Origin of the sequence: Nocardia jiangsuensis (genome assembly GCF_042650385.1) — a bacterium.
GTDB lineage: Bacteria > Actinomycetota > Actinomycetes > Mycobacteriales > Mycobacteriaceae > Nocardia > Nocardia jiangsuensis.
This window is the reverse complement of record NZ_JBHSAX010000014.1, coordinates 972,844-998,236: the sequence shown is the minus strand read 5'-3', so window position 1 is coordinate 998,236 and position 25,393 is coordinate 972,844. Positions and strand designations below refer to the sequence as shown.

The 25,393-nt window shown below is 68.4% G+C and carries 24 protein-coding genes and 1 tRNA gene; 15 read left to right on the top strand and 10 right to left on the bottom strand.

Features of this window, described 5'->3' with window-relative positions:
* Positions 1-216 precede the first annotated feature (216 nt).
* Complete coding sequence (locus ACFO0B_RS18965) at positions 217-4,191, top strand: Pls/PosA family non-ribosomal peptide synthetase (RefSeq protein WP_378613783.1); 3,975 nt, start codon at positions 217-219, stop codon at positions 4,189-4,191.
* Positions 4,191-5,540, top strand: a complete 1,350-nt coding sequence (locus tag ACFO0B_RS18960) for a M1 family metallopeptidase (protein WP_378613782.1) — start codon at positions 4,191-4,193, stop codon at positions 5,538-5,540. Before ACFO0B_RS18965 ends, ACFO0B_RS18960 begins: the two co-directional genes overlap by 1 nt.
* On the opposite strand, the gene ACFO0B_RS18955 is transcribed toward ACFO0B_RS18960, so the two are convergent.
* Positions 5,525-5,713: a hypothetical protein gene (locus ACFO0B_RS18955; protein WP_378613781.1), complete on the bottom strand. Its 189-nt coding sequence runs from the start codon at positions 5,711-5,713 to the stop codon at positions 5,525-5,527. The genes ACFO0B_RS18960 and ACFO0B_RS18955 overlap by 16 nt on opposite strands.
* 33 nt (positions 5,714-5,746) lie before the next feature.
* The gene (locus ACFO0B_RS18950; protein WP_378613780.1) at positions 5,747-6,163 is read right to left on the bottom strand and encodes a DUF2752 domain-containing protein; all 417 of its coding nucleotides are present in this window, start codon (positions 6,161-6,163) and stop codon (positions 5,747-5,749) included.
* Between the two features lie 247 nt (positions 6,164-6,410).
* On the opposite strand from ACFO0B_RS18950, the gene ACFO0B_RS18945 reads away from it, so the two are divergent.
* On the top strand, positions 6,411-7,469 hold the full coding sequence (locus ACFO0B_RS18945) for an alpha/beta fold hydrolase (protein WP_378613779.1): 1,059 nt from the start codon (positions 6,411-6,413) through the stop codon (positions 7,467-7,469).
* A gap of 101 nt (positions 7,470-7,570) precedes the next feature.
* Positions 7,571-7,789, top strand: coding sequence for a hypothetical protein (locus tag ACFO0B_RS18940; RefSeq protein WP_378613778.1), 219 nt, complete (start codon positions 7,571-7,573; stop codon positions 7,787-7,789).
* Here the strand turns inward: ACFO0B_RS18940 and ACFO0B_RS18935 are convergent.
* Positions 7,786-8,277: an SRPBCC family protein gene (locus ACFO0B_RS18935; protein WP_378613777.1), complete on the bottom strand. Its 492-nt coding sequence runs from the start codon at positions 8,275-8,277 to the stop codon at positions 7,786-7,788. The genes ACFO0B_RS18940 and ACFO0B_RS18935 overlap by 4 nt on opposite strands.
* A gap of 217 nt (positions 8,278-8,494) precedes the next feature.
* On the opposite strand from ACFO0B_RS18935, the gene ACFO0B_RS18930 reads away from it, so the two are divergent.
* Both ACFO0B_RS18930 and ACFO0B_RS18925 read left to right on the top strand, forming a co-directional pair.
* Positions 8,495-8,914 carry a Zn-ribbon domain-containing OB-fold protein gene (locus ACFO0B_RS18930; RefSeq protein ID WP_378613776.1) on the top strand — a complete coding sequence of 140 codons (420 nt, stop codon included), beginning with the start codon at positions 8,495-8,497 and terminating at the stop codon, positions 8,912-8,914.
* A gap of 10 nt (positions 8,915-8,924) precedes the next feature.
* The gene (locus ACFO0B_RS18925; protein ID WP_378613775.1) at positions 8,925-10,067 is read left to right on the top strand and encodes a thiolase family protein; all 1,143 of its coding nucleotides are present in this window, start codon (positions 8,925-8,927) and stop codon (positions 10,065-10,067) included.
* An 82-nt stretch (positions 10,068-10,149) separates the two neighbouring features.
* Here the strand turns inward: ACFO0B_RS18925 and ACFO0B_RS18920 are convergent, their stop codons facing one another.
* Together ACFO0B_RS18920 and cynS are read right to left on the bottom strand one after the other, a co-directional pair.
* Entirely contained in the window at positions 10,150-10,986 is an 837-nt protein-coding gene (locus ACFO0B_RS18920; protein WP_378613774.1) for a formate/nitrite transporter family protein, read from the bottom strand.
* Positions 10,986-11,450: a cyanase gene (gene cynS, locus ACFO0B_RS18915; RefSeq protein ID WP_378613773.1), complete on the bottom strand. Its 465-nt coding sequence runs from the start codon at positions 11,448-11,450 to the stop codon at positions 10,986-10,988. Before cynS ends, ACFO0B_RS18920 begins: the two co-directional genes overlap by 1 nt.
* A gap of 163 nt (positions 11,451-11,613) precedes the next feature.
* Between cynS and ACFO0B_RS18910 the strand changes: the two genes are divergently transcribed.
* The 3 genes from ACFO0B_RS18910 to ACFO0B_RS18900 all read left to right on the top strand — a co-directional run bounded on the left by ACFO0B_RS18910 (position 11,614) and on the right by ACFO0B_RS18900 (position 14,546).
* On the top strand, positions 11,614-12,387 hold the full coding sequence (locus ACFO0B_RS18910; RefSeq protein ID WP_378613772.1) for a helix-turn-helix domain-containing protein: 774 nt from the start codon (positions 11,614-11,616) through the stop codon (positions 12,385-12,387).
* A gap of 1,156 nt (positions 12,388-13,543) precedes the next feature.
* The gene (locus ACFO0B_RS18905) at positions 13,544-13,783 is read left to right on the top strand and encodes a hypothetical protein (RefSeq protein WP_378613771.1); all 240 of its coding nucleotides are present in this window, start codon (positions 13,544-13,546) and stop codon (positions 13,781-13,783) included.
* 106 nt (positions 13,784-13,889) lie between these two features.
* Positions 13,890-14,546 (top strand): hypothetical protein, encoded by a 657-nt coding sequence (locus ACFO0B_RS18900; RefSeq protein ID WP_378613770.1) that lies wholly within the window; start codon positions 13,890-13,892, stop codon positions 14,544-14,546.
* 132 nt (positions 14,547-14,678) lie between these two features.
* On the opposite strand, the gene ACFO0B_RS18895 is transcribed toward ACFO0B_RS18900, so the two are convergent.
* Positions 14,679-15,197 (bottom strand): hypothetical protein, encoded by a 519-nt coding sequence (locus ACFO0B_RS18895; protein ID WP_378613769.1) that lies wholly within the window; start codon positions 15,195-15,197, stop codon positions 14,679-14,681.
* A 553-nt stretch (positions 15,198-15,750) separates the two neighbouring features.
* On the opposite strand from ACFO0B_RS18895, the gene ACFO0B_RS18890 reads away from it, so the two are divergent.
* The 6 genes from ACFO0B_RS18890 (at position 15,751) to ACFO0B_RS18865 (ending at position 20,128) form a co-directional block, all read left to right on the top strand.
* On the top strand, positions 15,751-16,122 hold the full coding sequence (locus tag ACFO0B_RS18890; protein ID WP_378613768.1) for a hypothetical protein: 372 nt from the start codon (positions 15,751-15,753) through the stop codon (positions 16,120-16,122).
* Positions 16,103-16,621, top strand: coding sequence for a DUF6879 family protein (locus tag ACFO0B_RS18885; RefSeq protein ID WP_378613767.1), 519 nt, complete (start codon positions 16,103-16,105; stop codon positions 16,619-16,621). The genes ACFO0B_RS18890 and ACFO0B_RS18885 overlap by 20 nt, the downstream gene beginning before the upstream one ends.
* Complete coding sequence (locus tag ACFO0B_RS18880; RefSeq protein ID WP_378613766.1) at positions 16,618-17,439, top strand: helix-turn-helix domain-containing protein; 822 nt, start codon at positions 16,618-16,620, stop codon at positions 17,437-17,439. The genes ACFO0B_RS18885 and ACFO0B_RS18880 overlap by 4 nt, the downstream gene beginning before the upstream one ends.
* Before the next feature lie 252 nt (positions 17,440-17,691).
* A complete protein-coding gene (locus ACFO0B_RS18875; protein WP_378613765.1) occupies positions 17,692-18,255 on the top strand; it encodes a hypothetical protein in 564 nt (187 codons plus the stop codon).
* A gap of 133 nt (positions 18,256-18,388) precedes the next feature.
* Positions 18,389-19,093, top strand: a complete 705-nt coding sequence (locus ACFO0B_RS18870; RefSeq protein WP_378613764.1) for a hypothetical protein — start codon at positions 18,389-18,391, stop codon at positions 19,091-19,093.
* 63 nt (positions 19,094-19,156) lie between these two features.
* Positions 19,157-20,128, top strand: a complete 972-nt coding sequence (locus ACFO0B_RS18865) for a tyrosine-type recombinase/integrase (protein ID WP_378613763.1) — start codon at positions 19,157-19,159, stop codon at positions 20,126-20,128.
* A gap of 170 nt (positions 20,129-20,298) precedes the next feature.
* On the opposite strand, the gene ACFO0B_RS18860 is transcribed toward ACFO0B_RS18865, so the two are convergent.
* From ACFO0B_RS18860 to ACFO0B_RS18845, 4 genes are all read right to left on the bottom strand, one after another.
* Positions 20,299-20,371: transfer RNA gene (locus ACFO0B_RS18860), tRNA-Thr, on the bottom strand.
* 56 nt (positions 20,372-20,427) lie between these two features.
* Positions 20,428-21,624, bottom strand: a complete 1,197-nt coding sequence (locus tag ACFO0B_RS18855) for a DNA polymerase III subunit delta' (protein ID WP_378613762.1) — start codon at positions 21,622-21,624, stop codon at positions 20,428-20,430.
* A gap of 54 nt (positions 21,625-21,678) precedes the next feature.
* Positions 21,679-24,576 (bottom strand): type I DNA topoisomerase, encoded by a 2,898-nt coding sequence (topA, locus tag ACFO0B_RS18850; protein WP_378613761.1) that lies wholly within the window; start codon positions 24,574-24,576, stop codon positions 21,679-21,681.
* A 324-nt stretch (positions 24,577-24,900) separates the two neighbouring features.
* On the bottom strand, positions 24,901-25,107 hold the full coding sequence (locus tag ACFO0B_RS18845; RefSeq protein ID WP_067648074.1) for a cold-shock protein: 207 nt from the start codon (positions 25,105-25,107) through the stop codon (positions 24,901-24,903).
* Between the last annotated feature and the right edge of the window lie 286 nt (positions 25,108-25,393).

Genomic DNA, 25,393 nt, shown 5'->3' with positions numbered 1-25,393 from the left:
GGTTGTCAAGGGCCGCTCCGGCGAAGATCACAGCCCGCCCGCGGCGCGCACCCCACCAGGCAGGAGTCGCCGGGTGAACGCCGGATGAACAGCGACGCACCCGCTCGACCAGCGCAGATGCCCGCCCGGCCGAGTAGCGTGAACAACCGGTCGCCGCCGGGTTCGCCCGCTGGTAACCCGAACATGGCAGAACGAGCGGGAAGTGTGGGCACATCGATGAAAGGTGGTGGGGACGTCATGGTCCGACCACAGCTCCATCCGGAGGAACTCGATTCCGCTGCCCCCGGTTCGGCGCCGCCCGGCACGGCCACGCTCCCCGACCCGCTGCGCCGCGGCGCGCTCGCCGCGCCGCCGCGCACGCTCGTCGACATCGTCACCGCTACCGCGCAGGAATTCCCGGACGCCGCCGCGATCGACGACGGCGAGACGGTGCTCAGCTACCTGGAACTCGTGGTCGAGATCGAGGTAGCGATGAACCGGCTCGCCGCGGCAGGGGTGCGGCGCGGCGACCGGGTCGGCATTCGGCTACCTTCCGGCAATCGTGAGCTGTACGTCACCATCCTCGCGGTGCTCTACTGCGGCGCGGCCTACGTCCCGGTGGACGCGGACGACCCCGAGGAGCGCGCCCGGCTGGTCTTCGGCGAGGCGAAGGTGGCGGTGATCGTCACCGCCGACGGCATCCTGCCCGGCACCCGCGATGCCGCCGAGGCGCCCGCCGACGACAGCGGCTGGGCCGACCTGCCCACCCCCGACGACGACGCCTGGATCATCTTCACCTCCGGCTCCACCGGCACCCCGAAGGGCGTCGCGGTGACGCACCGCAATGCCGCCGCCTTCGTCGACGCCGAGCACAACCTCTTCCTGCAGGAAGAGCCGATCGCCCCCGGCGACCGGGTGCTTGCCGGACTCTCGGTCGCCTTCGACGCCTCCTGCGAGGAGATGTGGCTGGCCTGGCGCAACGGCGCCTGCCTGGTCCCCGCCCCGCGTGATCTGGTGCGCACCGGTGCCGACCTGGGCCCGTGGCTCATGCGGCGCGGCGTCACCGTGGTCTCCACCGTCCCGACGCTGGCCGCGACCTGGCCCGCGGAGGCGCTGGACGGCGTCCGGATGCTCATCTTCGGCGGCGAGGCGGTGCCGCCGGAGCTGGCCGAGCGGCTCGCCCGCGACACCGACCGCGAGGTGTGGAACACCTACGGCCCCACCGAGGCCACCGTCGTCGCCTGCGCCGCCAGGCTGACCGGCGAGCCGCCGGTGCGCATCGGGCTCCCGCTGGACGGCTGGGACCTGGTGGTGGTGAACGTCGATGGCGAGCCGGTGCCGGAGGGCGAGACCGGCGAGCTGGTGATCGGCGGGGTCGGGCTTGCCCGCTACCTGGACCCGGCCAAGGACGCGGAGAAGTACGCCCCGCTGCCCGCGCTCGGCTGGGACCGCGCCTACCGCAGCGGCGACCTCGTCCGCAACGACCGCGAAGGCCTGGTCTTCCTCGGCCGCGCCGACGACCAGATCAAGCTGGGCGGCAGGCGGATCGAGCTCGGCGAGATCGACAACGCGCTGCAGCACCTGCCCGGCGTCACCGGCGCGGCCGCCGCCATCCGCACCACCAGGGCGGGCAACAAGGTCCTGATCGGCTACCTGACCGGCCCGGACACCGACTACGACCTGCGCGCCGCCCGCGCAATGCTGGCCGGGCAGCTGCCCGCGCCGCTCGTCCCCCGGCTCGCCATCGTCGACGACATGCCGACCAGGACCTCGGGCAAGGTCGACCGCGACGCCCTGCCGTGGCCACTGCCGAACGCCGCCGAGGACGACCCGGAGAACGAGCTCACCGGCACCGCGCTCTGGATCGCCGGGATCTGGGACTCCATCCTCGGTGCCGAGATCACCGGCCCCGACGTCGACTTCTTCGACCTGGGCGGCGGCTCGCTCGCGGCCGCGCAGCTGGTCACCGCGTTGCGTGAGCGCTACCCGACGGTCGCCGTCGCCGATATCTACGACCACCCCCGGCTCGGCGCCATGGCCGAGCTGCTCGACCAGAGCACGCCCGCTGTCGCCGTCGTCGACCGCACGGTCCGCCCGACCCCGCGGAAGGCTCAGCTCGCCCAGGTGCTCGCGACCGTCCCGCTCACCACGCTGACCGGGCTGCAGTGGCTCACCTGGCTCGCCATCGTCGGGAATGTGGCGGCGTGGTCCGGCTCGCTGCCGTGGCTCCCCGCGCTCTCCTGGTGGTGGACGCTGGTCGCGTTCGTGCTCTTCATCTCCCCGCCCGGCCGGATGGCGCTCTGCGTAGTCGGGGCGCGGACGCTGCTCGCCGGGTTGCGGCCGGGCAGCTACCCGCGCGGCGGCTCGGTGCACCTGCGGCTCTGGGCCGCGGTCCGGCTCTCCGAGGCCTCCGGCGCGGAGAATCTCTCCGGCGCGCCGTGGATGGTTCCGTTCGCCCGCGCGCTCGGCGCGAAGATCGGCCGCGGCGTCGACCTGCACAGCCTGCCGCCGGTCACCGGCATGCTGGAGCTCGGCGAGGGCTGCAGCGTCGAGCCCGAGGTGGATCTGGCCGGGTACTGGATCGACGGCGACGTCGTGCACATCGGCCCGATCGTGGTCGGCGCGGGCGCCGTCGTCGGCTCCCGCTCGGTATTGCTGCCGGGTAGCAAGATCGGCCGCGGCGCCGAGGTGGCGGCCGGTTCCGCCGTGGCCGGAAAGGTCAAGGCCGGGCAGGAGTGGGCGGGATCGCCCGCGGGCAAGGTCGGCAGGGCCAGGCACCGCTGGCCGGCCCAGCGCCCGGACCGGGCGCCGCACTGGGTCGCGATCTTCGGCGTCACCTCCATGGGGCTCGCCGCGGTGCCGATCCTCGGCCTCGCCGCAGGCGGGCTCTTCCTGGCCTGGATGATCCGCGACACCACCACGCTCGGTCAGGGCGCGCTGCGCGCCTTCCTGCTGCTGCCGCCCGCGGTGCTGCTCAGCCTCGGCGTCTACGCGGCGATCACCATCGTCGCGGTGCGGCTGCTCGCCATCGGGCTCACCGAGGGGTACCACCCGGTGCGCAGCCGGGTCGGCTGGCAGGCCTGGTCCACCGAGCGGCTGCTCGACTCCGCGCGCACCTTCCTCTTCCCGCTCTACGCCAGCCTGCTCACCCCGGTCTGGCTGCGGCTGCTCGGCGCGAAGATCGGCAAGAGCGTCGAGGCGTCGACCGTGCTGCTGCTGCCCAAGTTCACCACCGTCGCGGACGGCGCCTTCCTCGCCGACGACACCATGATCGCCAGCTACGAGCTGGGCGGCGGCTGGCTGCACATCGGCGAGGCCAAGGTCGGCAAGCGCGCCTTCCTCGGCAACTCGGGGATGACCGCGCCGGGGCGCCGGGTGCCGAAGAACAGCCTGGTCGCGGTGCTCTCCGCCGCGCCGTCGAAGGCCAAGGCCGGGTCGTCCTGGCTGGGCAGCCCGCCGGTGCGGCTGCGCCGGGCCGCCGAGAACGCCGACACCACCCGCACCTTCGATCCGCCGCCGCGGCTGCGGCTGGCCCGCGCCGCCGTCGAGACCTGCCGGTTGATCCCGGTGCTCGTCACCTTCGGCATCGGGCTCGGCGTGCTCTTCGGCCTCGCCGCGCTGGCCCGCACCGCGGGGCACCTGGTGACCGCGCTGCTCAGCGGCATCGTGCTGATGATCGCCGGTGCGTTCGCCGGCGGCATCGCGGTGCTCGCCAAGTGGTTGCTGGTCGGCCGGATCGGGCGCGACGAGCACCCGCTGTGGAGCTCGTTCGTCTGGCGCAACGAGGTCTCCGACACCTTCGTGGAGACCGTCGCCGCGCCCTGGTTCGCCCGGGCCGCGACGGGTACCCCAGTGATGATCCTGTGGCTGCGCGGACTCGGTGCCACGATCGGCCGCGGAGTATGGTGCGAGTCCTATTGGCTGCCGGAGGCCGACTTGGTGACGCTCGGTGACGGCGCGACGGTGGAGCGGGGGTGTGTGGTGCAGACCCACCTCTTCCACGATCGGATCATGGCGATGGACACCGTCGTGCTCGAGGACGGCGCCACGCTCGGCCCGCACTGCGTCGCGCTGCCCGCCGCCACCATCGGCGCCGGAGCGACCGTCGGCCCGGCCTCGCTGGTCATGCGCGGTGACACCGTGCCCGCCTCCACCCGCTGGTGGGGCAACCCGATCGCCCCCTGGTACCTGAACGACCCAGGGACGGTGTGATGGGCGGCAAGTTCTACGACGCCCCCATCGACGAGTACCTCCCGCAGAACGGCAACCGGGGATACCGCGTCTCCCGGTACGAACTGGAGCTCGGCTACCGGGTCGCGGGCAACCGGCTGACCGGCCGGGCCGTGCTCACCGCGGTCACCACCGAGGTCCGCGACCGCTTCGCGCTCGACCTCTCGCAGGCCATGCGGGTGACCAAGGTCTTCGTCAACGGCGTCAAGGCCGCGCGCTACGTGCACCAGCACAACAAGCTCGTGGTCACCCCGCAGCAGAAGATCCCGGCGGGCGGCGTGCTCACCTTCGCCGTGCAGTACGGCGGAACGCCGCGGCCGGTGCGCGGGCCGTGGGGCGAGGTCGGCTGGGAGGAGCTCACCGAGGGCGCGCTGGTCGCCAGCCAGCCGAACGGCGCCGCCTCCTGGTTCCCCTGCGACGACCACCCCAGCTCCAAGGCCAGCTACCGCATCGCGATCACCACCGACTCGCCGTACTACGCGCTCGCCAACGGCGCCCTGGTCCGCAAGCAGACCAAGGCAAGCCAGACCACCTGGGTCTACGAGCAGCCCGAGCCGATGGCCGGGTATCTGGCCACCATCCAGATCGGGCACTACCGCAGGCACCGGATCGGCCCCGCGCACGCCGCCGTCCCCATGGACGCCGTCGTGCCGACCCGGCTGCGCGCCGCCTTCGAGCACGACTTCGCCAGGCAGCCGCGGATGATGGAGCTGTTCATCGAGCGCTTCGGCCCCTACCCGTTCGCCGGCTACACCGTCGTCGTCACCGACGACGAGCTGGAGATCCCGATCGAGGCGCAGGGCATCTCGATCTTCGGCGCCAACCACTGCGACGGCAGGCGCAGCGCCGAGCGGCTGGTCGCGCACGAGCTCGCGCACCAGTGGTTCGGCAACAGCGTCACCATCCGGCAGTGGCGCGACATCTGGCTGCACGAGGGCTTCGCCTGCTACGCGGAGTGGCTCTGGTCCGAGGAGAGCGGCGGCCCCGGCGCGGACCGGATGGCCCGCGCCGCGCGGCACAACCTGGCCAGGCAGCCGCAGGACATCGTCGTCGGCGACCCCGGCCCGGCCCGGATGTTCGACGACCGGGTCTACAAGCGCGGCGCGCTGGCTCTGCACGCGCTCCGGCTGGAACTCGGCGACCGCGCCTTCTTCGCGCTGCTGCGCGAGTGGACCACCCGCTACCGGCACTCCTCGGTGATCACCGAGGAGTTCACCGACCTGGCCGGGCACTACACCACGCTGCCGCTGCGCCCGCTCTGGGATTCCTGGCTGCACAGCGCGCCGCTGCCGCAGCTGCCGCCGCTCAGCGGGGTTCAGGGCGCCAGGTAGCGGGCGGCCAGCTCCTCGATCAGCGGATCGTCGTCGGCCACCGCGTCGAGCTCGAGCAGATCGGTGCGGACCGCGTTCTGCCTGGTGTCGTCGTGCTCCGGATCGGGGGTGCCGTCCTCCGCGAGCTGGCGCTCCAACTTCAGCCGGATCCGGGATTTCAGCGTGTCACTCATACCGGTGGCCTTCCCGCCACGGGGACCGCGAATCTAGACCGGGGTGAGCCAGCCACCCCACGGCGAATTGCGCAGCACGGTGTAGACCGCCATCAGCCCGAGGAACGCCCACAGCATCCACCGCTCCAGCCCTGGCACCCGCACCGCGTCGCCGCGCCAGGCCCGGCGGGTCCAGTCGGCGACCCACAGCACGAAGGCGAGCACCAGCGGCAGCGCCAGGATATTGCTGTGCAGCGAGCCGAGCAGGTCGCCCTCGGTGAGCAGGTGCGTGCCGCGCAGCCCGCCGCAGCCCGGGCAGTACCACCCGGTGAGCGCGTAGACCGGGCACACCCCGTAGGAGCCTTCGACGTGCGGATCGCGCACATGCAGCAGCACGGCCGCGCCGATGGCGGCGCCCGCGACGGCCAGCGGCGCGGCCACTCCGAGCCGGCTGCGGGTAGCGGTAGTCACGGCTTCCAACGGTAGCGCACCGGATACCCGAAGATCGGCGACCGTAACGGCCCGACGGTTTTGGCCGGATCTCACAAAGAATCGGCTTTCATCGTGCGCAATATATCTGCTGTCCAAAACACGTATCGGGCTCCGAAATCCGGGTATAGAAGCTGCAAGAGCGAGGATTTCCGCAGTGCGGCGCTTGCTCTGGCAAGCACTCTGCTTGCAGCGTATGGTGTGCCGTCAGACACAAAGGAGTGCTCGCATGCTGGTCAAGTCGATGCGGACGGTCGCCGGTTTTCGCGGCGCCGAGCCCCTCACCGCCGCCTACCGCGCCGGGCTGCGTTCGCGCACCTACGGCTCCGCCTCGCTGAACCGGCCCGCCACCGACCCGGAGGTCTTCCCGGTCACCACTGTCGACGGCGCCAGGCTCCGGGTGCACGCCTACGGCCCCGCCGATGCCGACGCGATCGTGCTGATCCACGGCTGGAGCTGCTGTATCGAGTACTGGAACCCGCAGATCAATGCCTTCGCCGAGAACTACCGCGTGATCTCCTACGATCAGCGCGGCCACGGCGACAGCGGCCTCGGCCGGATCGCCCCCAGCGGCGAGACCTTTGCCGACGACCTCGCCACGGTCCTCGACGCCACACTGCGCCCGGGCCAGAAGGCACTGCTGGTGGGGCACAGCATGGGCGGCATCACCATTCAGGCCTGGGCGCAGCGCTATCCCGAGCAGGTCGCCCGCCGCGCGGCAGGCGTCATCCTGGCCAACACCGCCTCCAAGGACATCGCGAACGAGACCGACCTGCTGCCGCTGCTGAACAAGCAGCTCTCGGTGGGCGGCAACCCGCTCACCCTGCTCGGCGCCGCCGTCCGGATGCCCATGTTCCTCGCCGAGGCGCTGCTCTTCGCCCCGGTACCGGTGCCGGACGTCTGGCCGGTCGGGCTCGCACTCAAGCACCGGGTGATGACCGGCAGGGCCACCGACGAGCAGGTCTCCTTCGCGCTCGGCGTCGTCCGCTCCTGCCGCCCGCTCTCCCGCGGCCTGCACGCCGCCGCGCTCGCCGAACTCGACCTCGGCGAAGCCGCCGCGCACCTGGCCGCGGTGCCGACCACGGTCATCGCAGGCGAGCACGACAGGCTGCTGCCCGAGCGGCTCTCCCGGCCCATCGTGCAGCACATCGTCAAGGCAGGCGGGACCGTCGACTACCAGGTGTGGCCGACCGGGCACCTCGGGAACGTCGAGGAGGCCGAGCGGTTCAACGCGGAGATCGCCAGGATGGCGGGGATGTCGCGCAAGGTCGCGGCGGTGGCGGGCTGACCGCTTTTCCCGAGGCCGAGGTCGCGGTCCGCTGGGGCCGCACCGGTGACCACCGCTTCCCCGCGGCCGCCGAGGTGGACGGCCGGTGGTGGGTGGCGCGGTTGAATCCGTTCCCGGACCACGAGATGTACACGCTGTTCGTCGACGGCGCGGTGCGGTTCGACTTCACCGAGGTCCCGGAGGCGTGGCTCGGGTTTCGCGCCGGGCTGCGCAGGGTGAATCGCTGGTCCGCGCGGCGTGCGCTCGCGCCGCTGCGCGAGTTCGCCGTCTACGGCAGTGAGGTCGGGCGGCCCTGCGACGATCCGTTCTGCTGCGGTTAGCCGCGGCTCTCCCGGACGTCCCTTCCCTCTTCGGCGAACGCCTTGAAGTCCCGCATGTGCTGCTGCGACTGCTTGCGGAAGGTACCGGGCAGCAGACGCCCGAGCAATCGGATCAGCCGGCTGTCGAACCGGTACTCGCTCTCGCTCTCCCAGTGCGTCGTCTCGGGACCGGCCTCGGTCAGCCGGTCGCGCACGGCGCTCCACATGCCCGCGCCGACGATCTCCCGGTCGAAGCGCACGACGGCCGCGGCGGGGATGTCACGCAGCTCTGCCGGCTCCCGCCGGGTGATCGTCTCGGTGCACTCGACCTCGCGATTACCCGTCCGCATCACCACTCGCGACTCGGTCCCCAGTTCCCCGTGCACCCCTTTCACCGGCTCGTGCCGCACCACCCCGCGCAGCCACTTCGGTATGTGCGCCGGGTCGGACAGCAGCTGGGCCACCTGCTCTCGCGGCAGCGCGATCTCGATCAAGTTGGTGTACTTCACGGCTCGAATTATATCAGCCTCAACTTATATAAGCAGTGCTGATGCAAGCGGCTGGACGCCCGCTCCGGCCATCCCTCGAGAATGTGATTCTCCCACCCGCTGACCCCTAAGGTGCGCTGCACCAGCGCAAATGCAACAACATGTTGACTGCGCAGCACCCTCATGGAAATCTGTAGTTCCAAAATGAGAATATAATTCTCACAAGGAGGGACTACGCATGGCCAAAGCGCTTGCGGCAGAGGTGTCGACCTGGCCCGAGGACAACCCGCAGCTGATCGGGAGCCGGTGCGGCACCTGCGCCGCCACCACCTGGCCGCGGCAGTCGCGCTGCCCGCGGTGCAGCGGCCCGGAGATGACCGACCTGCTGCTGCCCCGGAGCGGAACCCTGATCGCCTGGACCACGCAGGGCTTCGTCCCGAAGCTGCCCTACGCGGGCAAGGAGAACGCCGACAATTTCCAGCCGTTCGGCGTCGGGCTGGTGCAGCTGGGCGAGGACGTGCGCGTCGAGGCCAGGCTCACCGAATCCGACCCCGAGGTGCTGCGCTTCGGCATGGACGTCGAGCTGACCTTCGTCCCGCTGTACACCGACGACGCCGGTGAAGAAGTCATGACCTGCGCCTTCCAGCCGGTTCAGTGAGGAGAGACAGATGAACGACGTCGCCATCATCGGCGTGGGGCTGCACCCGTTCGGCCGCTTCCAGAAGACCGCCATCGAGCTCGGCGCCGAGGCGATCCAGCTCGCGCTCGCCGATGCCGGGGTGCAGTGGAAGGACATCCAGTTCGGCTTCGGCGGCAGCTACGAGGTGAGCAACCCCGACGCCGTCACCCGCCTGGTCGGGCTCACCGGCATCCCCTTCACCAATGTGTTCAACGCCTGCGCCACCGCGGCCAGTTCGATCGAGCAGACCGCGGAGGCCATCCGCTCCGGCCGCTACGACATCGGCATCGCCGTCGGCATGGACAAGCACCCGCGCGGCGCCTTCACCGACGACCCGGCCAAGCTCGGCCTCCCGTCCTGGTACGCGGAGAACGGCCAGTTCGTGACGACCCAGTTCTTCGGGATCAAGGCCAACCGCTACATCCACGAGCACGGCATCTCACAGCGCACCCTCGCGAAGGTCGCCGCCAAGAACTTCCGCAACGGGGCGCTCAACCCGAACGCGTTCCGGCGCAAGCCGATCTCCGAGGACGACATCCTCAACTCGACCATGCTGAACTACCCGCTCACCCAGTACATGTTCTGCTCCCCCGACGAAGGCGCGGCGGCGGTCATCATGTGCCGCGGCGACCTCGCCGCCCGCTACACCACCAAGCCGATCTACCTGCGCTCCAGCGCGATCCGCACCCGCCGCTACGGCGCCTACGAGGTGCACAGCACCTGGGCCGCGATCGACGAGGACGTCTCGCCCACCGTCTACGCCTCCCGCGCCGCCTTCGAGACGGCGGGCATCGAGCCGGGTGACGTCGACGTCATCCAGCTGCAGGACACGGATGCGGGCGCCGAGATCATCCACATGGCGGAGAACGGCTTCTGCAAGGACGGGGAGCAGGAGAAGCTGCTCGCCGAGGGGGCGACCGAGATCGGCGGGCGGCTGCCGATCAACACCGATGGCGGGCTGCTCGCCAACGGCGAGCCGATCGGGGCCTCCGGAATCCGGCAGGTCTACGAGATCGTGCAGCAGTTGCGCGGGAACGCCGGGGATCGGCAGGTGCCCGGCAACCCGAAGGTGGGGTTCGCGCAGGTCTACGGCGCGCCGGGTACCGCGGCGGCGTCGGTGCTGACCACCTGAGTGCGGTCGGCGGGTTCGGCTCGGTCCCCGCGACCGAGCCGAACCCGGGCAAGCCGCCCGCCGGACGCCACCACCGCCGAATTCAGGCCGGAACCTGGCCTGCGGTCGCCTTCGGCTCCCTGGTCGGGCCGGTCCGCGCGTGCGTGGCGTAGATGACCAGCCCGACGAAGGCCAGCCCGCCCACCAGATTGCCGACGAGCGTGGGGATCTCGTTCCACACCAGGTAGTCGACGACGGTGAAGTCGCCACCGAGCAGCAGCCCGGAGGGGAACAGGAACATATTGACGATGGAGTGCTCGAAGCCGAGGTAGAAGAACACCATGATCGGCATCCACATGGCGATCACCTTGCCCGGCAGGCTGTCCGACATCATGGCGCCGACGACGCCGGTCGAGACCATCCAGTTGCACAGCACGCCGCGCACGAAGAGCGTGAGCATGCCGGCCGCGCCGTGCTCGGCGTACCCGAGCGTGCGGCCCTCCCCGATGTGCCCGATCGCCTGCCCCACCGCATCCGGCTCCACGCTGAAGCCGTAGGTGAAGTAGATCGCCATCAGCACCGCGGTGGTCATCGCGCCGGCGAAGTTGCCGAGGAACACCAGCCCCCAGTTCCGCAGCATCGCACCGATCGTCACCCCGGGGCGGCGGTCCAGCCAGGCCAGCGGCACCAGCGTGAAGACCCCGGTGAGCAGGTCGAAGCCGAGCAGGTAGAGCATGCAGAACCCGACCGGGAAGAGCACCGCGCCCACCAGCGCGTTCCCGGTCTTGACGGTGATGGTCACGGCGAAGGCCGCCGCCAGCGCCAGGATCGCCCCAGCCATGTAGGCGCGGATCAGCGTGTCCCGGGTGGACATGAAGACCTTCGACTCGCCCGCGTCCAGAATCCGGGTGGCCAACTCGGCCGGTTTCACGTACGACATCACTCGGCCGCGTTCCACTCGTACGGCAGGAACTTGCCGTCGATCGTGACGACCACCCGGTCACCGCCCGGGTGCGCCCGGCGCGCGATCGAGACATTGCAGTTGATCGCGCTCATGATCCCGTCGCCGAACTCCTCGTGGATCAGCGCCTTGAACGCCGGGCCGTACACCGCGAGCAGTTCATGGAAGCGGTAGACCGTCGGGTCGGTCGCGATCGCGGCATCGGCGGTCCGGTAGGGCTGCCGCTGCAGCGCGCGGACCGTCTCGGGGGCGAGGTCGAGCAGCGCGCCGATCCGCTCGGCGTCCTCGGCGGTCATCGGGTGCGAGCCGAGCAGCGCGGCGACCGTCCAGACCGGCGGTTTGCCGAGGTGCTCGGCCAGCTGCTGCCAGCTGTAGCCCTTCGCGATCCGCTGCCCGTCGACGTCGTTCGCCGCGCGTTCGCGCAGCGCCGGGTTGTAGGTCATGGGTTCTCCTCCTTCGAACAGCTCCCATGGAAAGCCACCGCCCCGCCGACCGCGGAGGACATTCGCGCAGGAAAATGAGCAATTCGTGCGCGTTCACACGGCCGAGACCGGGCAGCAACGGCGCCGACACGCCCGAGGGCGAAACTGCCCGGAGGTGGTGGTGATGACGACTTCGTGCACGGAAACCGACGCCGACCTGCTGGCGGCGATCGTCGAGGAAACCCCGACACCGCTCTGGGTGATAGCACCCGGCGGCGCCGTCCGGCTGGTCAACCAGGCCGCGGTCGCGCTGCTCGGCTACCCCGGCCCCGGCGAACTGCTCGGCCGCCCCAGCCACTGCACCCTGCACGACCGGCACCCCGACGGCTCCGAATACCCCGCCGAGAGCTGCCCCATCGTCGGCCGGGCAGGCCCGCACCCGCGGGCGGGCACCGAGTGGTTCACCACGCGCACCGGCCGCCCACTCCCGGTGCTGTGGTCCACCCGCGCCCTGCCCGGCTCCGACTGCACCCTGCTGGCCTTCGAGGACGCCTCCGACCGCGTCGCCGCCGAGCACCAGCGCGACACCTGGACCCGCCGCGAAGTCGCCCGCCGCGCCGACGCTTTCGGCGGCCGCACCCGCTCCGCCTTCCGCGACGAACTGCTCCGCCAGGTCCACGAGCACTTCCGCGACCCCGGCTTCACCGTCGCCGTCCTGGCCAGGAACAACCACGTCTCGGTGCGCTCGGTGCAGGCGCTCTTCGCCGAATCCGGCCGCGCCCCCGGCGACGAGATCCGCCGCACCCGACTGGAATTCGCCCGCCGCCTCCTGGAACGCGGCGCCGCCGTCGGCAGCGCCTGCTACGACAGCGGCTTCAGCGACCCCGGCACCTTCACCCGCGCTTTCCGTCGGCACTTCGGCCGCTCGCCGACGAGCTTCCTGCGCGAACTGGCCTGACGCCGGGCGCTCGGCTCGCGCGACCGCCGATATCCTCGGCCGCGCGGTCGGCCCAACCACTGCCTACCTGATTTATGGAGCCGCCTGCGAGAATCGAACTCGCGACCTTTTCATTACGAGCAAGCTAGCGACCGTGGTCCGGGGTGATCGGGCGTGCCCCGCCTATGCGCTCCCGCCCAGGTAGGCCCCGGTTTTCCTGCTCCCCCCGTGCCAGTCCGTCATCGGGCATGTGTGACCACATCGTGTGCACACTCGACTGGGGCCGCTATGCGGGCGAGAAGAAGGTCAGAATCGGCCGAGCACCGGCGGCGTCGATTCGGGGTCATCCAGCTCAAGGAACTGGACACCTGCGAGTAGTTCGTGTGCTGATACAGATTCAAGGTCGATTGACCAACCCCTGAAATCGTGCTGACGGATACCAGCCAGAAGATGACACAGTCGGATTCCTCGCCGCTTCGGTGACCTGAACATGGACTCGACATTCAGGTAGTCCTCGCCGGTATCCGAGCGTTGCCAGGTGCGAAGGTGCGACGCGAGATCGTCCGCGAGGATTGCCCATGTCCAGTGGCAGAACCAAGGTTGCAAACGGACCAACGGATCTGACCGCATGACATGACCTTCGAGGTCGCCCCACGATCGTGCGTCACGACAGCAGGCGCGGCACGCTGCCCCTGGCTTGCAACTGCCTAGATTGCAGTCCCGGACATTCGGCAGTTCTGGATCATCAGGCTTAGTCGGAAAGACATAGATGACCGGCACTTTGAGCCCGCCCAGTAGACGGCGATACTTCCCCAGTTGTTTCAGGTCGATTGGAACGTCCCACCGGCTCCCGCCCGGTCCTCGTTCCACGATCGACTTGCACTCGAAGACGGCGAGTCTCGCGTAGCTACCCTCGATCAGGTGGTCAGCCGGATACGGCGCTCTTGAGCTCGGCGACCAGATCATTGAGTATGGCTCGTGACGGGTCATCTCCGCAGTCAGCAATGAGTCGATAGTTCGCTCCGGTATGAGCCGTGTGTATCCCATCTGCCCCTCTTCGATGTCGGACCCATCATCCCGGTTGTACCCCCGAAGATCACGACTGACTACAGATTTCCCAGACGGCGGCGGCTGGTCTCTTACGGTCCTTCCACCCGATCGAAAGGACCCCCGGACCATGACCACCAAGGCCACCACCGAATCGCTCACCACCAAGCAGGTCGCCGAGGCGCTGGGCACCGATCCGAAGACGCTGCGGGTGTTCCTCCGCGCGTCGGCCGACTACACGGCGGTCGGTTCCGGAAAGCGGTATGCGTTCACCTCGAAGGATGTCGGCCCGATGAAGACCCGATTCGCCAAGTGGACCAAGGAGCGCACGGCGGCGAAGACGGACCCGGCCACACCCCCCGCCGAGTAGCCCGACCGACACCACGACCCCATGCCCGCGTTGGGTGTGGGGCCGTGTGCAGTTCGCCCACCGATATTCGCTGGTCAGTGTCGGTGCGGCGTGGTACCCATTGGGGATGTCCGACGACAAGGCTCGCGGTATCACCATGCAGGATCTCGACCGAATCCACCGCTACCACGATCAGCAAAACGCGATCTGGGCCGGTCTGGTCGTAGAGGTCCTGGGCAGCTTCACGCAGGTGCAGTTCGCTGTCGACACTCTCGCCACGTCGTTCTTCAAAAAGGAAATGTCCGAACTCAGTACGTTCCTCAACAAGCGACTGCTGGATCGCGTGAAGGACGAAGAACGGGTCGAACTGCTACTGGGCATCGCGCGCCATCTCGGCAGCGACGCACCGGTCGCGGTGTACAAGGAAGTCTTCCTCCGGGTGAAGCACGGCCGTGACCTTATCGCCCATAGTCCAGGTGTGCGGCCATGCATCCTCGAAGGGAGGATGGGGGTCAACTTCAAGTCCCATCGCGGCTACCAGTCGGCGAAGAAGGCAGAGCGACCACCCTCCGGCGTACCAGAAATCATTCGCGAGGAACATCTACGTCAGTGGATTCGAGAAGCGCGATGGCTGTCAGATGTCGCCATGTACGTCGTCAGCGAGTTCGAACTCCGACCGCTGATCGACATCGCGGGGGAGCCGTGTCCGTCGCCTCGTCCACCCGACTTGCCCTACGCCTCTGATGGCGAATCCGTTTGGGACTACCCCACACCACCCCAGTAACGCGGATGCAGGGGCGTTTGCAGTCGCCGCGTGCGCGGCTCGCGGGTTCGGCCCCCACCCCGACATGCCCCGAAACGGCGAGAGCCGCCCAGCATCGAAACTGGACGGCTCTGTTCGGCGGGGTGTGGCGCGTCATCGACCCCCGGCGCGGTTCCGGGCGCGTTCGGCCGTCGTGACGCACCCCTGCACCTTGGTTCCGTAGTCGTCACCGGCGCTGGCGTCCAACGCATCCCGGCCATCGGGAAGGGTGGTCCGTCGTCGGGCATCCCCGGACAGCGAGTACACCGACCCGTTCCGGACGGCCCACACGTCGGCGCTCGACACCTTCGTCGTCCCCTGCATGATGTTGCCCCCGATGTACACCACACCCCCCGGCGCAGTGATCGCGTACGCATCGGCCAACATGTTCGACCGGTCCGAGAATGCCGCTGAGATCGACGCCACCGCATCGGCGGGTGCCGGGTCGCATCCGGGCGGGGTCGGCACGGCGGCGGACGGCTGAGGCGCGACGGCGGACGGTTGCGGGGTGGGTGTGGTGGTGGCGAGCGGGCGCGTTGTCACAGTGACGGGCGGCTGGGTCGTGGTCGTCGGTGTGGCTGCGGGTTCGTCGGCGCATCCGGACAACGCGGCGATGGCGAGGACGGCGAGCACGGGTCGACGGTGGTTCATGGTCTCCTCTTGCTGGTGACGGGACGGCCGGACCGGACCACCGGTAGTTCCAATGTGGTCGCGGCGGCGCTGGTGAAATACTCGGAACTGTGCCGTCCGACGGAGCGGGGTGTGGTGTGACGACGGCCGATCACGAACCCGAGGCCGAAGGACGCGAGAATCACTGTCGCGCAGAGAGTCACGACCACAACGACTCGCATGGCAGCGGGGGCAGATCGTCGCACGCACCGTCATCGACCACGACCGGCACGCCGAGCCAGGCGCCCACGTCCTGCGCGTACAGGTCGGCCGCTTGCCTACCGGCTCGGTACGAGAACATACGTCCGGCGACTGTCAGCCGGACACGGCACTGTTCTTGTGCCATCCCAGCCCCCTTTCGGTTGGCGATGAGCCGGGTGGAGGACGCGACACCCCACCCGACCCATTGCGGACGAACGTACGAACCCGGCGGGGAAATTCTGAATGTGTTTGCTACTGTTTTCTTTTGAGCCCGAAAATTGTTGACTGGTTTCGCGAGGTGTCTGACGATCGGTTCATGGAAGAAAACGTGCGAAACACCCCGTCCAATATCTCCCCGCTGCGCATAACGTTCCTGGGCAAACACACCCAGGGCGGCGACTCGCCCACGCTGTACGCCACCGACCGGGGCACGTACGTCGTGCAGGGCTGGCGGGTACCGGGCCACGACGACCAGGTGGAGATTTCCCACCCGCTGCTCGCGTTCCTCGAACCGGGCACGTGCCTGGGTGTACTGCTCCACGACACCGGGCACGGAACGTTCATCCTCGGCGGTGCCCCGGTGACCGATCCGGGTGCGCTGGCCGAGATGAACATCCCGGACCATGAGACCTGCATCGAGGTACCGCAGGGAAGGGAGATCAGGAAGTATGCAACTCCTGCGGCATGAGGCGTTCTACGACCTCTTCCGTTCGTGCAAGCACACCGCGTTCCATCTCGAAGTTGTCGACACGTATTCCACACCCGAGGAATCCGAGCCATTCCGGAAATTCCTCGCCGGGGAACCGGACGACTTCGAGTGGTTCAACGACTGGACCGACCTCGTTCGTGAGGTCACGTCGGCCGGAACGGTGATGCGTCGCGCCCGCGTCGTCACGGAGCCGAACGTCGACTACACCCGCTGGGGTCTCGTCGTCGCGCATCGGAACATCGCGGCCGGGGAGGACATCCGATACCTCCCCCGCCACCAGATCGACCCCGCCGAGCTGTCGGCAGATGACTTCTGGTTGTTCGATGACACCCTCGTGTCGTTCACCACCTTCACGCCCGACGGCGCGGCGGGTGGGGGCGCGGTCACGACCGACTCCGTCATTGTCGACTACGCCCGGTCGGTGTGGAATCGAGTGTGGGACCGCGCAGTCCCCCATGCCGAGTACATCCGGGCGTGACCACAACCGCGAAACAGGCGCGCGAGGCGTTCGGTGACCGCCTGCGCAACCTTCGCAAGGACGCCGGGCTGACCGGTCGGCAACTCGCCGAGCTCGCCGGTTGGCCCGGCTCCAAGGTATCGAAAATCGAGTACGGCAGGCAGACGCCGACCGATGACGACCTGCGCGTGTGGTGCATCCACACCCGCAGTGCGGACCAGGTACCCGACCTCATCGCCACGCTGCGCAACGTGGAAGCGGCGTACCTCGAATGGCGGCGGATGCGGCTGCCACACCGCCAGAAGCAATCCGTTGCCGTCGCCGAGAAGACGAACCTCATCCGATCGTTCGAGCTGCTGCTGGTCCCCGGCCTGTTGCAGACACCGCCATATGCCGAAGCGATCCTCCGCCGGGTGCTCGCCTTCTACGACGGACCGGGCGACGACATCGACGCGAGCTTGGCCGCGCGCCTCGAACGACAGCAGGTTCTGTACCGAGGCAACCACCGGTTCTACTTCATCCTCTCGGAGCAGGTTCTCCACACCCGCGTCGGCACCGCGGACTTGATGATGGAGCAGATGGACCGGTTGCTGACCGCGATGTCACTACCCCGCGTCGCGCTCGGCATCATCCCGGCCGACCACGAATATCTTGCGCCGACGAACAACTTCGTCATCTACGACGAGCGGGAGGTTCGGGTCGAAACTGTGTCGGCCGAACTCACCATCACCCAACCGGCTGAGATTGCGCTGTACGACAGGTCATTTCAGACGCTCCGAGGTCAAGCGGTCCACGGGGCCGATGCCCGCGCGATGATCGCCGCCGCGATGAGCCGCTGAGCGCCCCCGTGACGGCCTGGGCGATGTCCGGCCCGCCCCACGGACGCCGGACCGCCCATCCAGCCCGCCCACGGCCCGAATAGCCCGCTGATTGTCACGTGCGCGGTTCCCCGTCGGCGCACGGTGCGACAATCGCCCCCATGAGCCAATGCGAGGCGCAGCATCGCCCGGATGTGGCGACGCGGTGTTCGGCACTGATAGAACGCGGAGGTTCGACGTATGAAGGCCGTATCCACGAACTAGAGTTGCAGCATGACGCTGGACTGGGGGTCGGTGCCTGCATGGGCGGGGAGCATTCTGACAAGCGGGTCACTCGGGCTCGGTTTCTATATTTTGCTACGCGACCGACGCAATGACGAAGAGGACCAGGCTCGACAGCTAGTCGTCCGCGAAGAAGGCACTTCGATGAAACGTGACGGCTATAACCACCATGTGACAATTACGAACACGTCGGACCACCCGTTCTACGACCTCGGACTTACCTGCTACTTCGGAAAAGAGGGGGCAGAAAAGGTACGCGAACCTCGACACTCGGTTGTTCGGTCATGGGAGCGCACTCGATACATCTCCGACATTAAGCGATCGGTGAAGCGTGGCACTCGCGATAGCTGGCCGCTACAAATAGAAGACGGCGAGCCAAACCAGTACCCGACGATACTTGAATCGAAACAAACCGCAGTAGCGAAGGTCAACACCGGGAATTCGGCTGTACCTGTGTTCATGGTCGTGCACGTGCGAGACCGTCATGGCCGAGAGTGGGGCTATGAACCATTGGCGAGAACGATGTTCCGCTACGATCGCCTGTTGAAATATTGAGCACGATGGCCTGACCACACCCTGCACATGCACGATCTGACGTGCAGCAGGCCGGCCAGAATTTCATGTGGAATGGCCGGGCCGGTCTCTGCCGTCCGCATGATCCCATCCCTCTGACTGATCGAGGTGTCCCATGCCGTCGTATCACTTCGTTGGCCTTGTCCATCCGCAGGGCGGGGGATGGTTCCTCGACGCACCTGTGGGGTTCCAGAACGACGCCAGCAAGATTCAAGTGATCATCAGGCAATCGACATTTCAGGCATTCGTGGACACCGTATCGACCGACGATGTGGGAACTGTATGGAATCACACGGCCTCGGTTGTACGGGGAGTCCTCGATAGCATCGGCTTCCATCGCGCCGCCGCTCTCAGCATCGAGCTGACCGGCGGGTCGATGGATGGCCAGCATCTAATCGCGTTCGACTACGTGTGGAACGAAATCGCGGAAACCAAGAGTCCACGAATCGAAGGCGACGCCCTCGGGGCATACGCGCTCACAGCCGCCAGTAACAGCCTAGTGCGTTATGCGCTGGCCGACTTACGATCGGCGTTGGAGTCGCCCGACGACACCGGCTTCTACTGCTACCGGGCGATCGAGAGTATCCGCCACAACTACACCGAGGAATCGGACAAGAGCGATGGGGATTCGTGGAAACGACTTCGTGAAGATCTGGACGTATCCCGGAGCGAGATTGAGGGATTCAAGGCACTCGCCGACGATCGGCGGCACGGGCGACAACTCCATGCCGTATCGGAGGACGAGCGTCGATCGGCGCTGCTCACCGCACGAAAAATCGTGAAGCGCTTCGTGTATCGAGAGAACCGCGATTCTTGGTAATCTACTCTTCTGCCCGCGACGGGTACGCCACGGGCAGAGAAGGCCCTCGCCGCGAAAGGTGTTGTGGTCAACGAGAAGATGACCGTGGGCCAGTACGTCGATGAGTGGATCGACGGCAAGGACGACATCAAGCAGAACACCCACGCCAACTACAAGCGGTACATCGACAAGGTGTTCGTGCCCCACCTCGGGCACATCCGGTTGCGCGATCTCCGGGCGGCGCAGATCAAGGCGATGTTCGACGCCCACACCCACCTCGCCGCGTCGTCGGCACAACGGATGCGGGCGGTGTTGCGTTCGGCGCTCTCCGACGCGCTCAGGGGCGGTCTCGTCACGGTCAACGCGGCGGCATTGGTGAAATTGGCCGGGGGCCGGTCCCGCGCGCAGGGGTGGACCAAAGCCCGAGAAACCGCCTGGCGGTGGGACGTGGCCGCGTTGGTGGAGGACGGCATGACCGTAGCCCGTGCGCGCCGGTCCGCACCGCGCCCGTCATCCTCGATGGTGTGGACACCGGCCCACCTCGGCGCGTTCCTCGATGCGGTGGCCGACCACCCGCTGTACCCGCTGTTCTGGATCGCGTCCCACTGCGGCCTCCGGCGCGGCGAGGTGTGCGGGTTGAAGTGGTCCGATCTGGATGACGCCACGATCACCGTGGAGCGCCAGCTGGTGTGCACGCCGGACGGGATCATCGAAGACACCCCGAAGTCGGATGCGTCCGGACGGGCGGTGTCGATCGGCAAGGCCGGGGTGAAGCTGCTCACGAAACACCGGTCGGATCAACGCGCCGAACTGCTGTCCTGGGGTGTGGGCAAGGGGTCGGGCTACATGTTCACCACACCCACCGGGGAAACGCTCGATCCGCACTCAGTGTCCAAGGAATTCAAACGACAGGTGGCCGCTGCGGACCTGCCGCCCATCCGGTTCCACGACCTCCGGCACACCGCCGCGTCGCTCATGCTCGCGTCGGGGTCGGACATGAAAACGGTGTCGGAGGTGCTGGGCCACTCGGACATCACGATCACGGGGAACATCTAGGCCAGCGTGTACGAGGACGCCAAGGACGCGGCGGTGGAGGCGGTGTCGGCGCTGGTCCCCCGCAGGGCCGTGTGACACATCTGCACATAACGTGACCACACCGAACGTGTGAGCGATTCAACACAAACGACCCCCGGCGTGAACATACACGTCAGGGGTCGTTTTGTATGAGCCGCCTGCGAGAATCGAACTCGCGACCTTTTCATTACGAGTGAAGCGCTCTACCGACTGAGCTAAGGCGGCGTGCCTTTCGGCCAGGGCAGTCTATCGTCCCGGCCCTGGATCACGAAAACAGGTGGTCACTTCGTCTGGGCCTCGATGAGCGTGGCGACCATGGCGGCGACGGCGAAGCGTGGTTTGACGTTCAGGTCGAGTGCTTCGCGGCAGGCGAGGACGGCTTCGACGGAGCGGAGCAGCCCCTCGGGGGAGACGCGGTCGGCGAGGTCGTGGATGGGGTCGCTGAGGTCTGGGTGGGTGAGCGAGACGCCGGTGCGGACGGCGCCGAAGCGGACGGCCAGGGCGTCGCGGTAGACGCCCGCGATGTCGATCAGGGTGCGGTCGAGTGCGTCGCGGCCGGTGCGGGTGGCGCGGGACTTCTGGCGGCGTTCGAGGTCCTTGAGCACGCCGGCCGAGCCGCGGGTGGCTCCGGCCGAGCCCTTGCCGGTGCCGCCTGCGCCGAGTGCGGTGGCGAGTTCGTCGCGCTCCTGCTCGTCGCGGTCGGCGCTCATCTCCTTCGCCTCGTCGTCGGCGGCTTTGACCAGTTCGTCGGCGGCGGTGTAGCCGTTGCCCCGGCCGACGGCGCCGACGAGGGCGAGCGACTTCTTGCGGCGGGTCCGCGCGTCAGGGTCGGTGGCGAGCCTGCGGGCGCGGCCGATGTGGCCGCCGCTCACCGAGGCGGCCCAGTCGGCGGCGTCGGCGGGGAGGCCGTCGCGTTCCTTCAGTACCCGGGCGATGGCCGGGACCGACGGGGTGACCAGATGGACGTGCCTGCACCGGGAACGCAGCGTGATGGAGATGTCCTCGGGGTCGACGGTGGGGGCGCAGAGCAGGAAGACGGTGCGCTCCGGCGGCTCCTCGACCGCTTTGAGCAGGGCATTGCCCGCACCCTCGGTCAGCCGGTCGGCGTCCTCGACGACCACGACCTGCCAGCGGCCGGTGCTCGGCCTGCGGGCGGCGATCTGCACGATGGCGCGCATCTCCCTGACGCTGATGCTGAGCCCCTCCGGCACGATCCGGCGCACGTCGCCGTGGGTGCCGGCGAGCACGGTGGCGCAGGCCTGGCAGTGGCCGCAGCCGACGACCCCCGGCGTCGTGCACTGCAGGGCGGCCGCGAAGCACACCGCTGCCACCGACCGGCCCGACCCGGGCGGGCCGGTGAACAGCCAGGAATGCGTCATGGCGCCGGACATCCGGCCCTCGCGGGCCGCGGTCGCGGCGGCGGTCAGCTCGGCCTCGACCGTTTCCTGCCCGACCAATCGATCGAAGACTCCCGCCACGGCGACCACCCTAGCCGGGGCCACCGACGCCGCGCCCGCCACCGAGCGACGCGACTACTCGCTGACGCTGCGCGCCGCCGCCTTCTTCGCGGGCGCCTTCTTGGCCGGCGCCTTCTTCACGGCCGACTTGGTCGCGGTCGCCTTGGTCGCGGCAGTCTTCGCCGCCGTCTTCTTGGCAGGCGCCTTCTTGGCCGGCGCCTTCTTCGTCGTCTTCTTTGCGGTCTTCTTCACCGGCCCGCGGGCCCGCCGCTCGGCGAGCAGCTCGGCGGCGCGCGCGTCGCTGATGCTCTCCACCTCGTCGCCCTTGCGCAGGCTGGCATTGGTCTCGCCGTCGGTGACGTACGGGCCGAAGCGCCCGTCCTTGATCACCATGGGCTTCTCGGTCACCGGGTCGGCGCCGAGTTCGCGCAGCGGCGGTGTGGCCGAGGCCTGCCTGCCGCGGCGCTTGGGCTCGGCGTAGATCTTCAGCGCGTCTTCCAGCGAGACGGTGAAGATCTGGCTCTCGTCGGCGAGCGAGCGGGAGTCGGTGCCCTTCTTCAGGTACGGCCCGTAGCGTCCGTTCTGCGCGGTGATCTCCTCGCCGGAGGCGGGATCCTTGCCGACCACCCGCGGCAGCGAGAGCAGCTTCAGCGCCTCGTCGAGGGTGACGGTCCCGATCTCCATCGACTTGAAGAGCGAGCCGGTGCGCGGCTTGGCCGCAGCGGGCTTCTTCGTCGTCTTCGTGGCCTCGGACTTCTCCGGGGCGGGCAGCAGCTCGGTGACGTACGGGCCGAACCTGCCCTCCTTCGCCACGATCTCGTGCCCGGACTCCGGATCGGTGCCGAGCGTGCGGCCCTCCTGCGGAGTCGCGAAGAGCTTCTCGGCGAGCTCGGGGGTGAGTTCGTCCGGCGGCAGGTCGTCGGGCAGGTTGGCCCGCTGCGAGACGGGGTCGCCCTCCGGATCGTCCGGGTCGGTGACGAGCCGCTCCAGGTACGGGCCGAACCGGCCGACCCGGACCACGACGTCCCGGTCCTCGTCGTCGCGGAACAGGACGATCGAGTTGACCTCGCGGGCGTCGATCTCGTCCAGCCGCTCGCCGACCATGCGCTTCAGCCCGCCGGAGCGCGCGACCGAGCCCTCGGCGCCGGTCTCGCCGCCGAAGTAGAAGCCGGAGAGCCAGTCGCCGCGGCGTTCCCTGCCGCCTGCGATGGCGTCCAGGTCGTCCTCCATGGCGGCGGTGAAGTCGAAGTCGACCAGCCTGCCGAAGTGCGCCTCCAGCAGCCCGATCACCGCGAACGCCACCCAGGACGGGACAAGCGCGCTGCCGCGCTTGTAGACGTAGCCGCGGTCGAGAATGGTCTTGATGATCGAGGAGTAGGTCGACGGCCTGCCGATGCCGAGCTCCTCGAGCGTCTTGATCAGCGAGGCCTCGGTGTAGCGGGCGGGCGGGTTGGTGCTGTGTCCGTCCGGGGTCAGCTCGACCGCGGTGACGGCCTGGCCCTCGGTGAGCGCGGGCAGCCTGGACTCGGCGTCGTCGGACTGGCCACCCGCCTCCTCGTCCACGCTCTCCACGTAGGCCTTGAGGAAGCCCGCGAAGGTGATGGTGCGGCCGGAGGTGGAGAAGACGCACTCCTCGCCGGTGCCGGCCTGCCCGGTTACCCGGACCGTCAGCGTGGTGCCCTTGGCATCGGCCATCTGCGAGGCGACCGTGCGCTGCCAGATCAGCTCGTAGAGCCGGAACTCGTCGGTGTCCAGCCGGGAGTGCAGCTGACCGGGGGTGGAGAAGGTGTCGCCGGAGGGACGGATCGCCTCGTGTGCCTCCTGGGCGTTCTTCACCTTGCGGGTGAACTGCCGCGGGGTCGGGTGCACGTACTCGCTGCCGTAGAGCTGGGCGGCCTGCGAGCGAGCCGCGGCGATGGCCGACTCGGAGAGCGTCGTCGAGTCGGTGCGCATGTAGGTGATGTAGCCGTTCTCGTACAGCCGCTGCGCGACCCGCATCGTGCGCTCGGAGGTGAAGCGCAGCTTGCGCCCGGCCTCCTGCTGCAGCGTCGAGGTCATGAACGGCGGGTACGGCTTGCGCGTGTACGGCTTGGACTCGACCGAGCTGACGGCCAGATCGACGCCGTCGAGCGCCTCGGCGAGCCTGCGCGCGTGCGCCTCGTCCAGCACGACCACACCGGAGGCCGACTTGAGCGCGCCGGCGGAGTCGAAATCACGGCCGGTGGCAACCCGCGCGCCGTCCAAGCCGACCAGCCGGGCGCCGAAGACCCGCGGATTGCTCGCGGCCTCCTGCTCGCCCGCGTCCAGCTTGGCGGCGATATCCCAGTACTCGGCCGAGCGGAAGGCCATCCGCTCGCGCTCGCGGCGCACGATGACCCTGGTGGCCACCGACTGCACCCGGCCGGCCGAGAGCCGCGGCATGACCTTCTTCCACAGCACCGGGCTGACCTCGTAGCCGTACAGCCGGTCCAGGATGCGCCTGGTCTCCTGCGCGTCGACCAGGTCGTTGTCCAGATCGCGGGTATCGGCGGCGGCGGCACGAATGGCGGGTTCGGTGATCTCGTGGAAGACCATCCGGCGAACCGGAATCTTCGGCTTGAGCGTCTCCAGCAGGTGCCAGGCGATGGCCTCGCCCTCGCGGTCCGGGTCGGTGGCGAGGTAGAGCTCGTCGGCGTCCTTGAGCAGGCTCTTGAGCTCGGTGACCTTGGACTTCTTGTCCGGGCTCACCACGTAGATGGGCTCGAAGTCGTTGTCGACGTCGACGCCGAGCCGCGCCCACGGCTGCCCCTTGTACTTGGCCGGCACGTCGGCGGCGCCGCGCGGCAGATCCCTGATGTGGCCGACCGAGGCCTCCACCGTGTAGTTGCGGCCCAGGTAGGGGGCGATCTTCCTGGCCTTGGTCGGGGACTCCACGATCACGAGACGACGCAGGGGCCGGCCCTGGTCGGCTGTACCGCGGTCTCGTGTTGCCACCGGCGACTCCACACCTTTCGTTCTCTACCCGCGCGGCGCGTGTGCGCCCGGCGCGGCTGCAGTGGGCGGCGCGGAACGACCGTCGCCACCAGAGACGTTTATACCCTCGGCCTGCACACCGCGAGCGCGGCGGAAATACCGAGCGTACGACCTCTCAGCGGTTCAGTATGCACCGAACCACGAGCGCGATGCTTCCGCGCCGGACTCGCCGGCCGTGCGGGCACCCCCCTGAGCAGGGTCCGCGACGGACCCGAACCTCCCCCGAAAACGGCTTCGTCCCTCACCTCCGTCGCCGGTGGTGAGGGACGAACGCTGATGCGTGGCTCAGCTGAGCGCGCGCACTCCGGTGGCCTGCGGGCCCTTGGTGCCCTGACCGACCTCGAATTCGACCTTCTGGTTCTCCTCGAGGGTGCGGAAGCCGGCCCCCTGGATTTCGGAGTAGTGGACGAAGACGTCAGCGGAGCCGTCCTCGGGCGCGATGAAGCCGAACCCCTTCTCCGCGTTGAACCACTTCACAGTTCCCTGTGCCATTCTGTTCCTTCTCTTTCTTACCCGGAACGGCGGACAACTGGTTCGTCCACCGGGCCCGTTGAGACCGCTGTACTGTTGGTTTCCCCCTGCAGGAAAGCCCGAGCACACCGTTCGCAACTCGATCCTGCCGACGGTTTGGACTTTGGATCCGTCCCCTCGAACACAGAAGCTTGCGACCAGGAACCAGTGAACCATGTCTTTCGCGAATTCAACAGCCGAGTTACCGGTAATTTGCAAAAAACTTGATCTTGCGAATGCGCAGGTCCGGAACCCATTGGTGGAATCC

Bases quoted from the DNA above. Each gene is read 5' to 3' on its own strand.
- ACFO0B_RS18965 (WP_378613783.1), top strand. From the start codon at position 217: ATGAAAGGTGGTGGGGACGTCATGGTCCGACCACAGCTCCATCCGGAG.
- ACFO0B_RS18960 (WP_378613782.1), top strand. From the start codon at position 4,191: ATGGGCGGCAAGTTCTACGACGCCCCCATCGACGAGTACCTCCCGCAG.
- ACFO0B_RS18955 (WP_378613781.1), bottom strand. From the start codon at position 5,713: ATGAGTGACACGCTGAAATCCCGGATCCGGCTGAAGTTGGAGCGCCAG.
- ACFO0B_RS18945 (WP_378613779.1), top strand. From the start codon at position 6,411: ATGCTGGTCAAGTCGATGCGGACGGTCGCCGGTTTTCGCGGCGCCGAG.
- ACFO0B_RS18930 (WP_378613776.1), top strand. From the start codon at position 8,495: ATGGCCAAAGCGCTTGCGGCAGAGGTGTCGACCTGGCCCGAGGACAAC.
- ACFO0B_RS18925 (WP_378613775.1), top strand. From the start codon at position 8,925: ATGAACGACGTCGCCATCATCGGCGTGGGGCTGCACCCGTTCGGCCGC.
- ACFO0B_RS18920 (WP_378613774.1), bottom strand. From the start codon at position 10,986: ATGTCGTACGTGAAACCGGCCGAGTTGGCCACCCGGATTCTGGACGCG.
- cynS (WP_378613773.1), bottom strand. From the start codon at position 11,450: ATGACCTACAACCCGGCGCTGCGCGAACGCGCGGCGAACGACGTCGAC.
- ACFO0B_RS18910 (WP_378613772.1), top strand. From the start codon at position 11,614: ATGACGACTTCGTGCACGGAAACCGACGCCGACCTGCTGGCGGCGATC.
- ACFO0B_RS18905 (WP_378613771.1), top strand. From the start codon at position 13,544: ATGACCACCAAGGCCACCACCGAATCGCTCACCACCAAGCAGGTCGCC.
- ACFO0B_RS18900 (WP_378613770.1), top strand. From the start codon at position 13,890: ATGTCCGACGACAAGGCTCGCGGTATCACCATGCAGGATCTCGACCGA.
- ACFO0B_RS18890 (WP_378613768.1), top strand. From the start codon at position 15,751: ATGGAAGAAAACGTGCGAAACACCCCGTCCAATATCTCCCCGCTGCGC.
- ACFO0B_RS18885 (WP_378613767.1), top strand. From the start codon at position 16,103: ATGCAACTCCTGCGGCATGAGGCGTTCTACGACCTCTTCCGTTCGTGC.
- ACFO0B_RS18875 (WP_378613765.1), top strand. From the start codon at position 17,692: ATGACGCTGGACTGGGGGTCGGTGCCTGCATGGGCGGGGAGCATTCTG.
- ACFO0B_RS18870 (WP_378613764.1), top strand. From the start codon at position 18,389: ATGCCGTCGTATCACTTCGTTGGCCTTGTCCATCCGCAGGGCGGGGGA.
- ACFO0B_RS18845 (WP_067648074.1), bottom strand. From the start codon at position 25,107: ATGGCACAGGGAACTGTGAAGTGGTTCAACGCGGAGAAGGGGTTCGGC.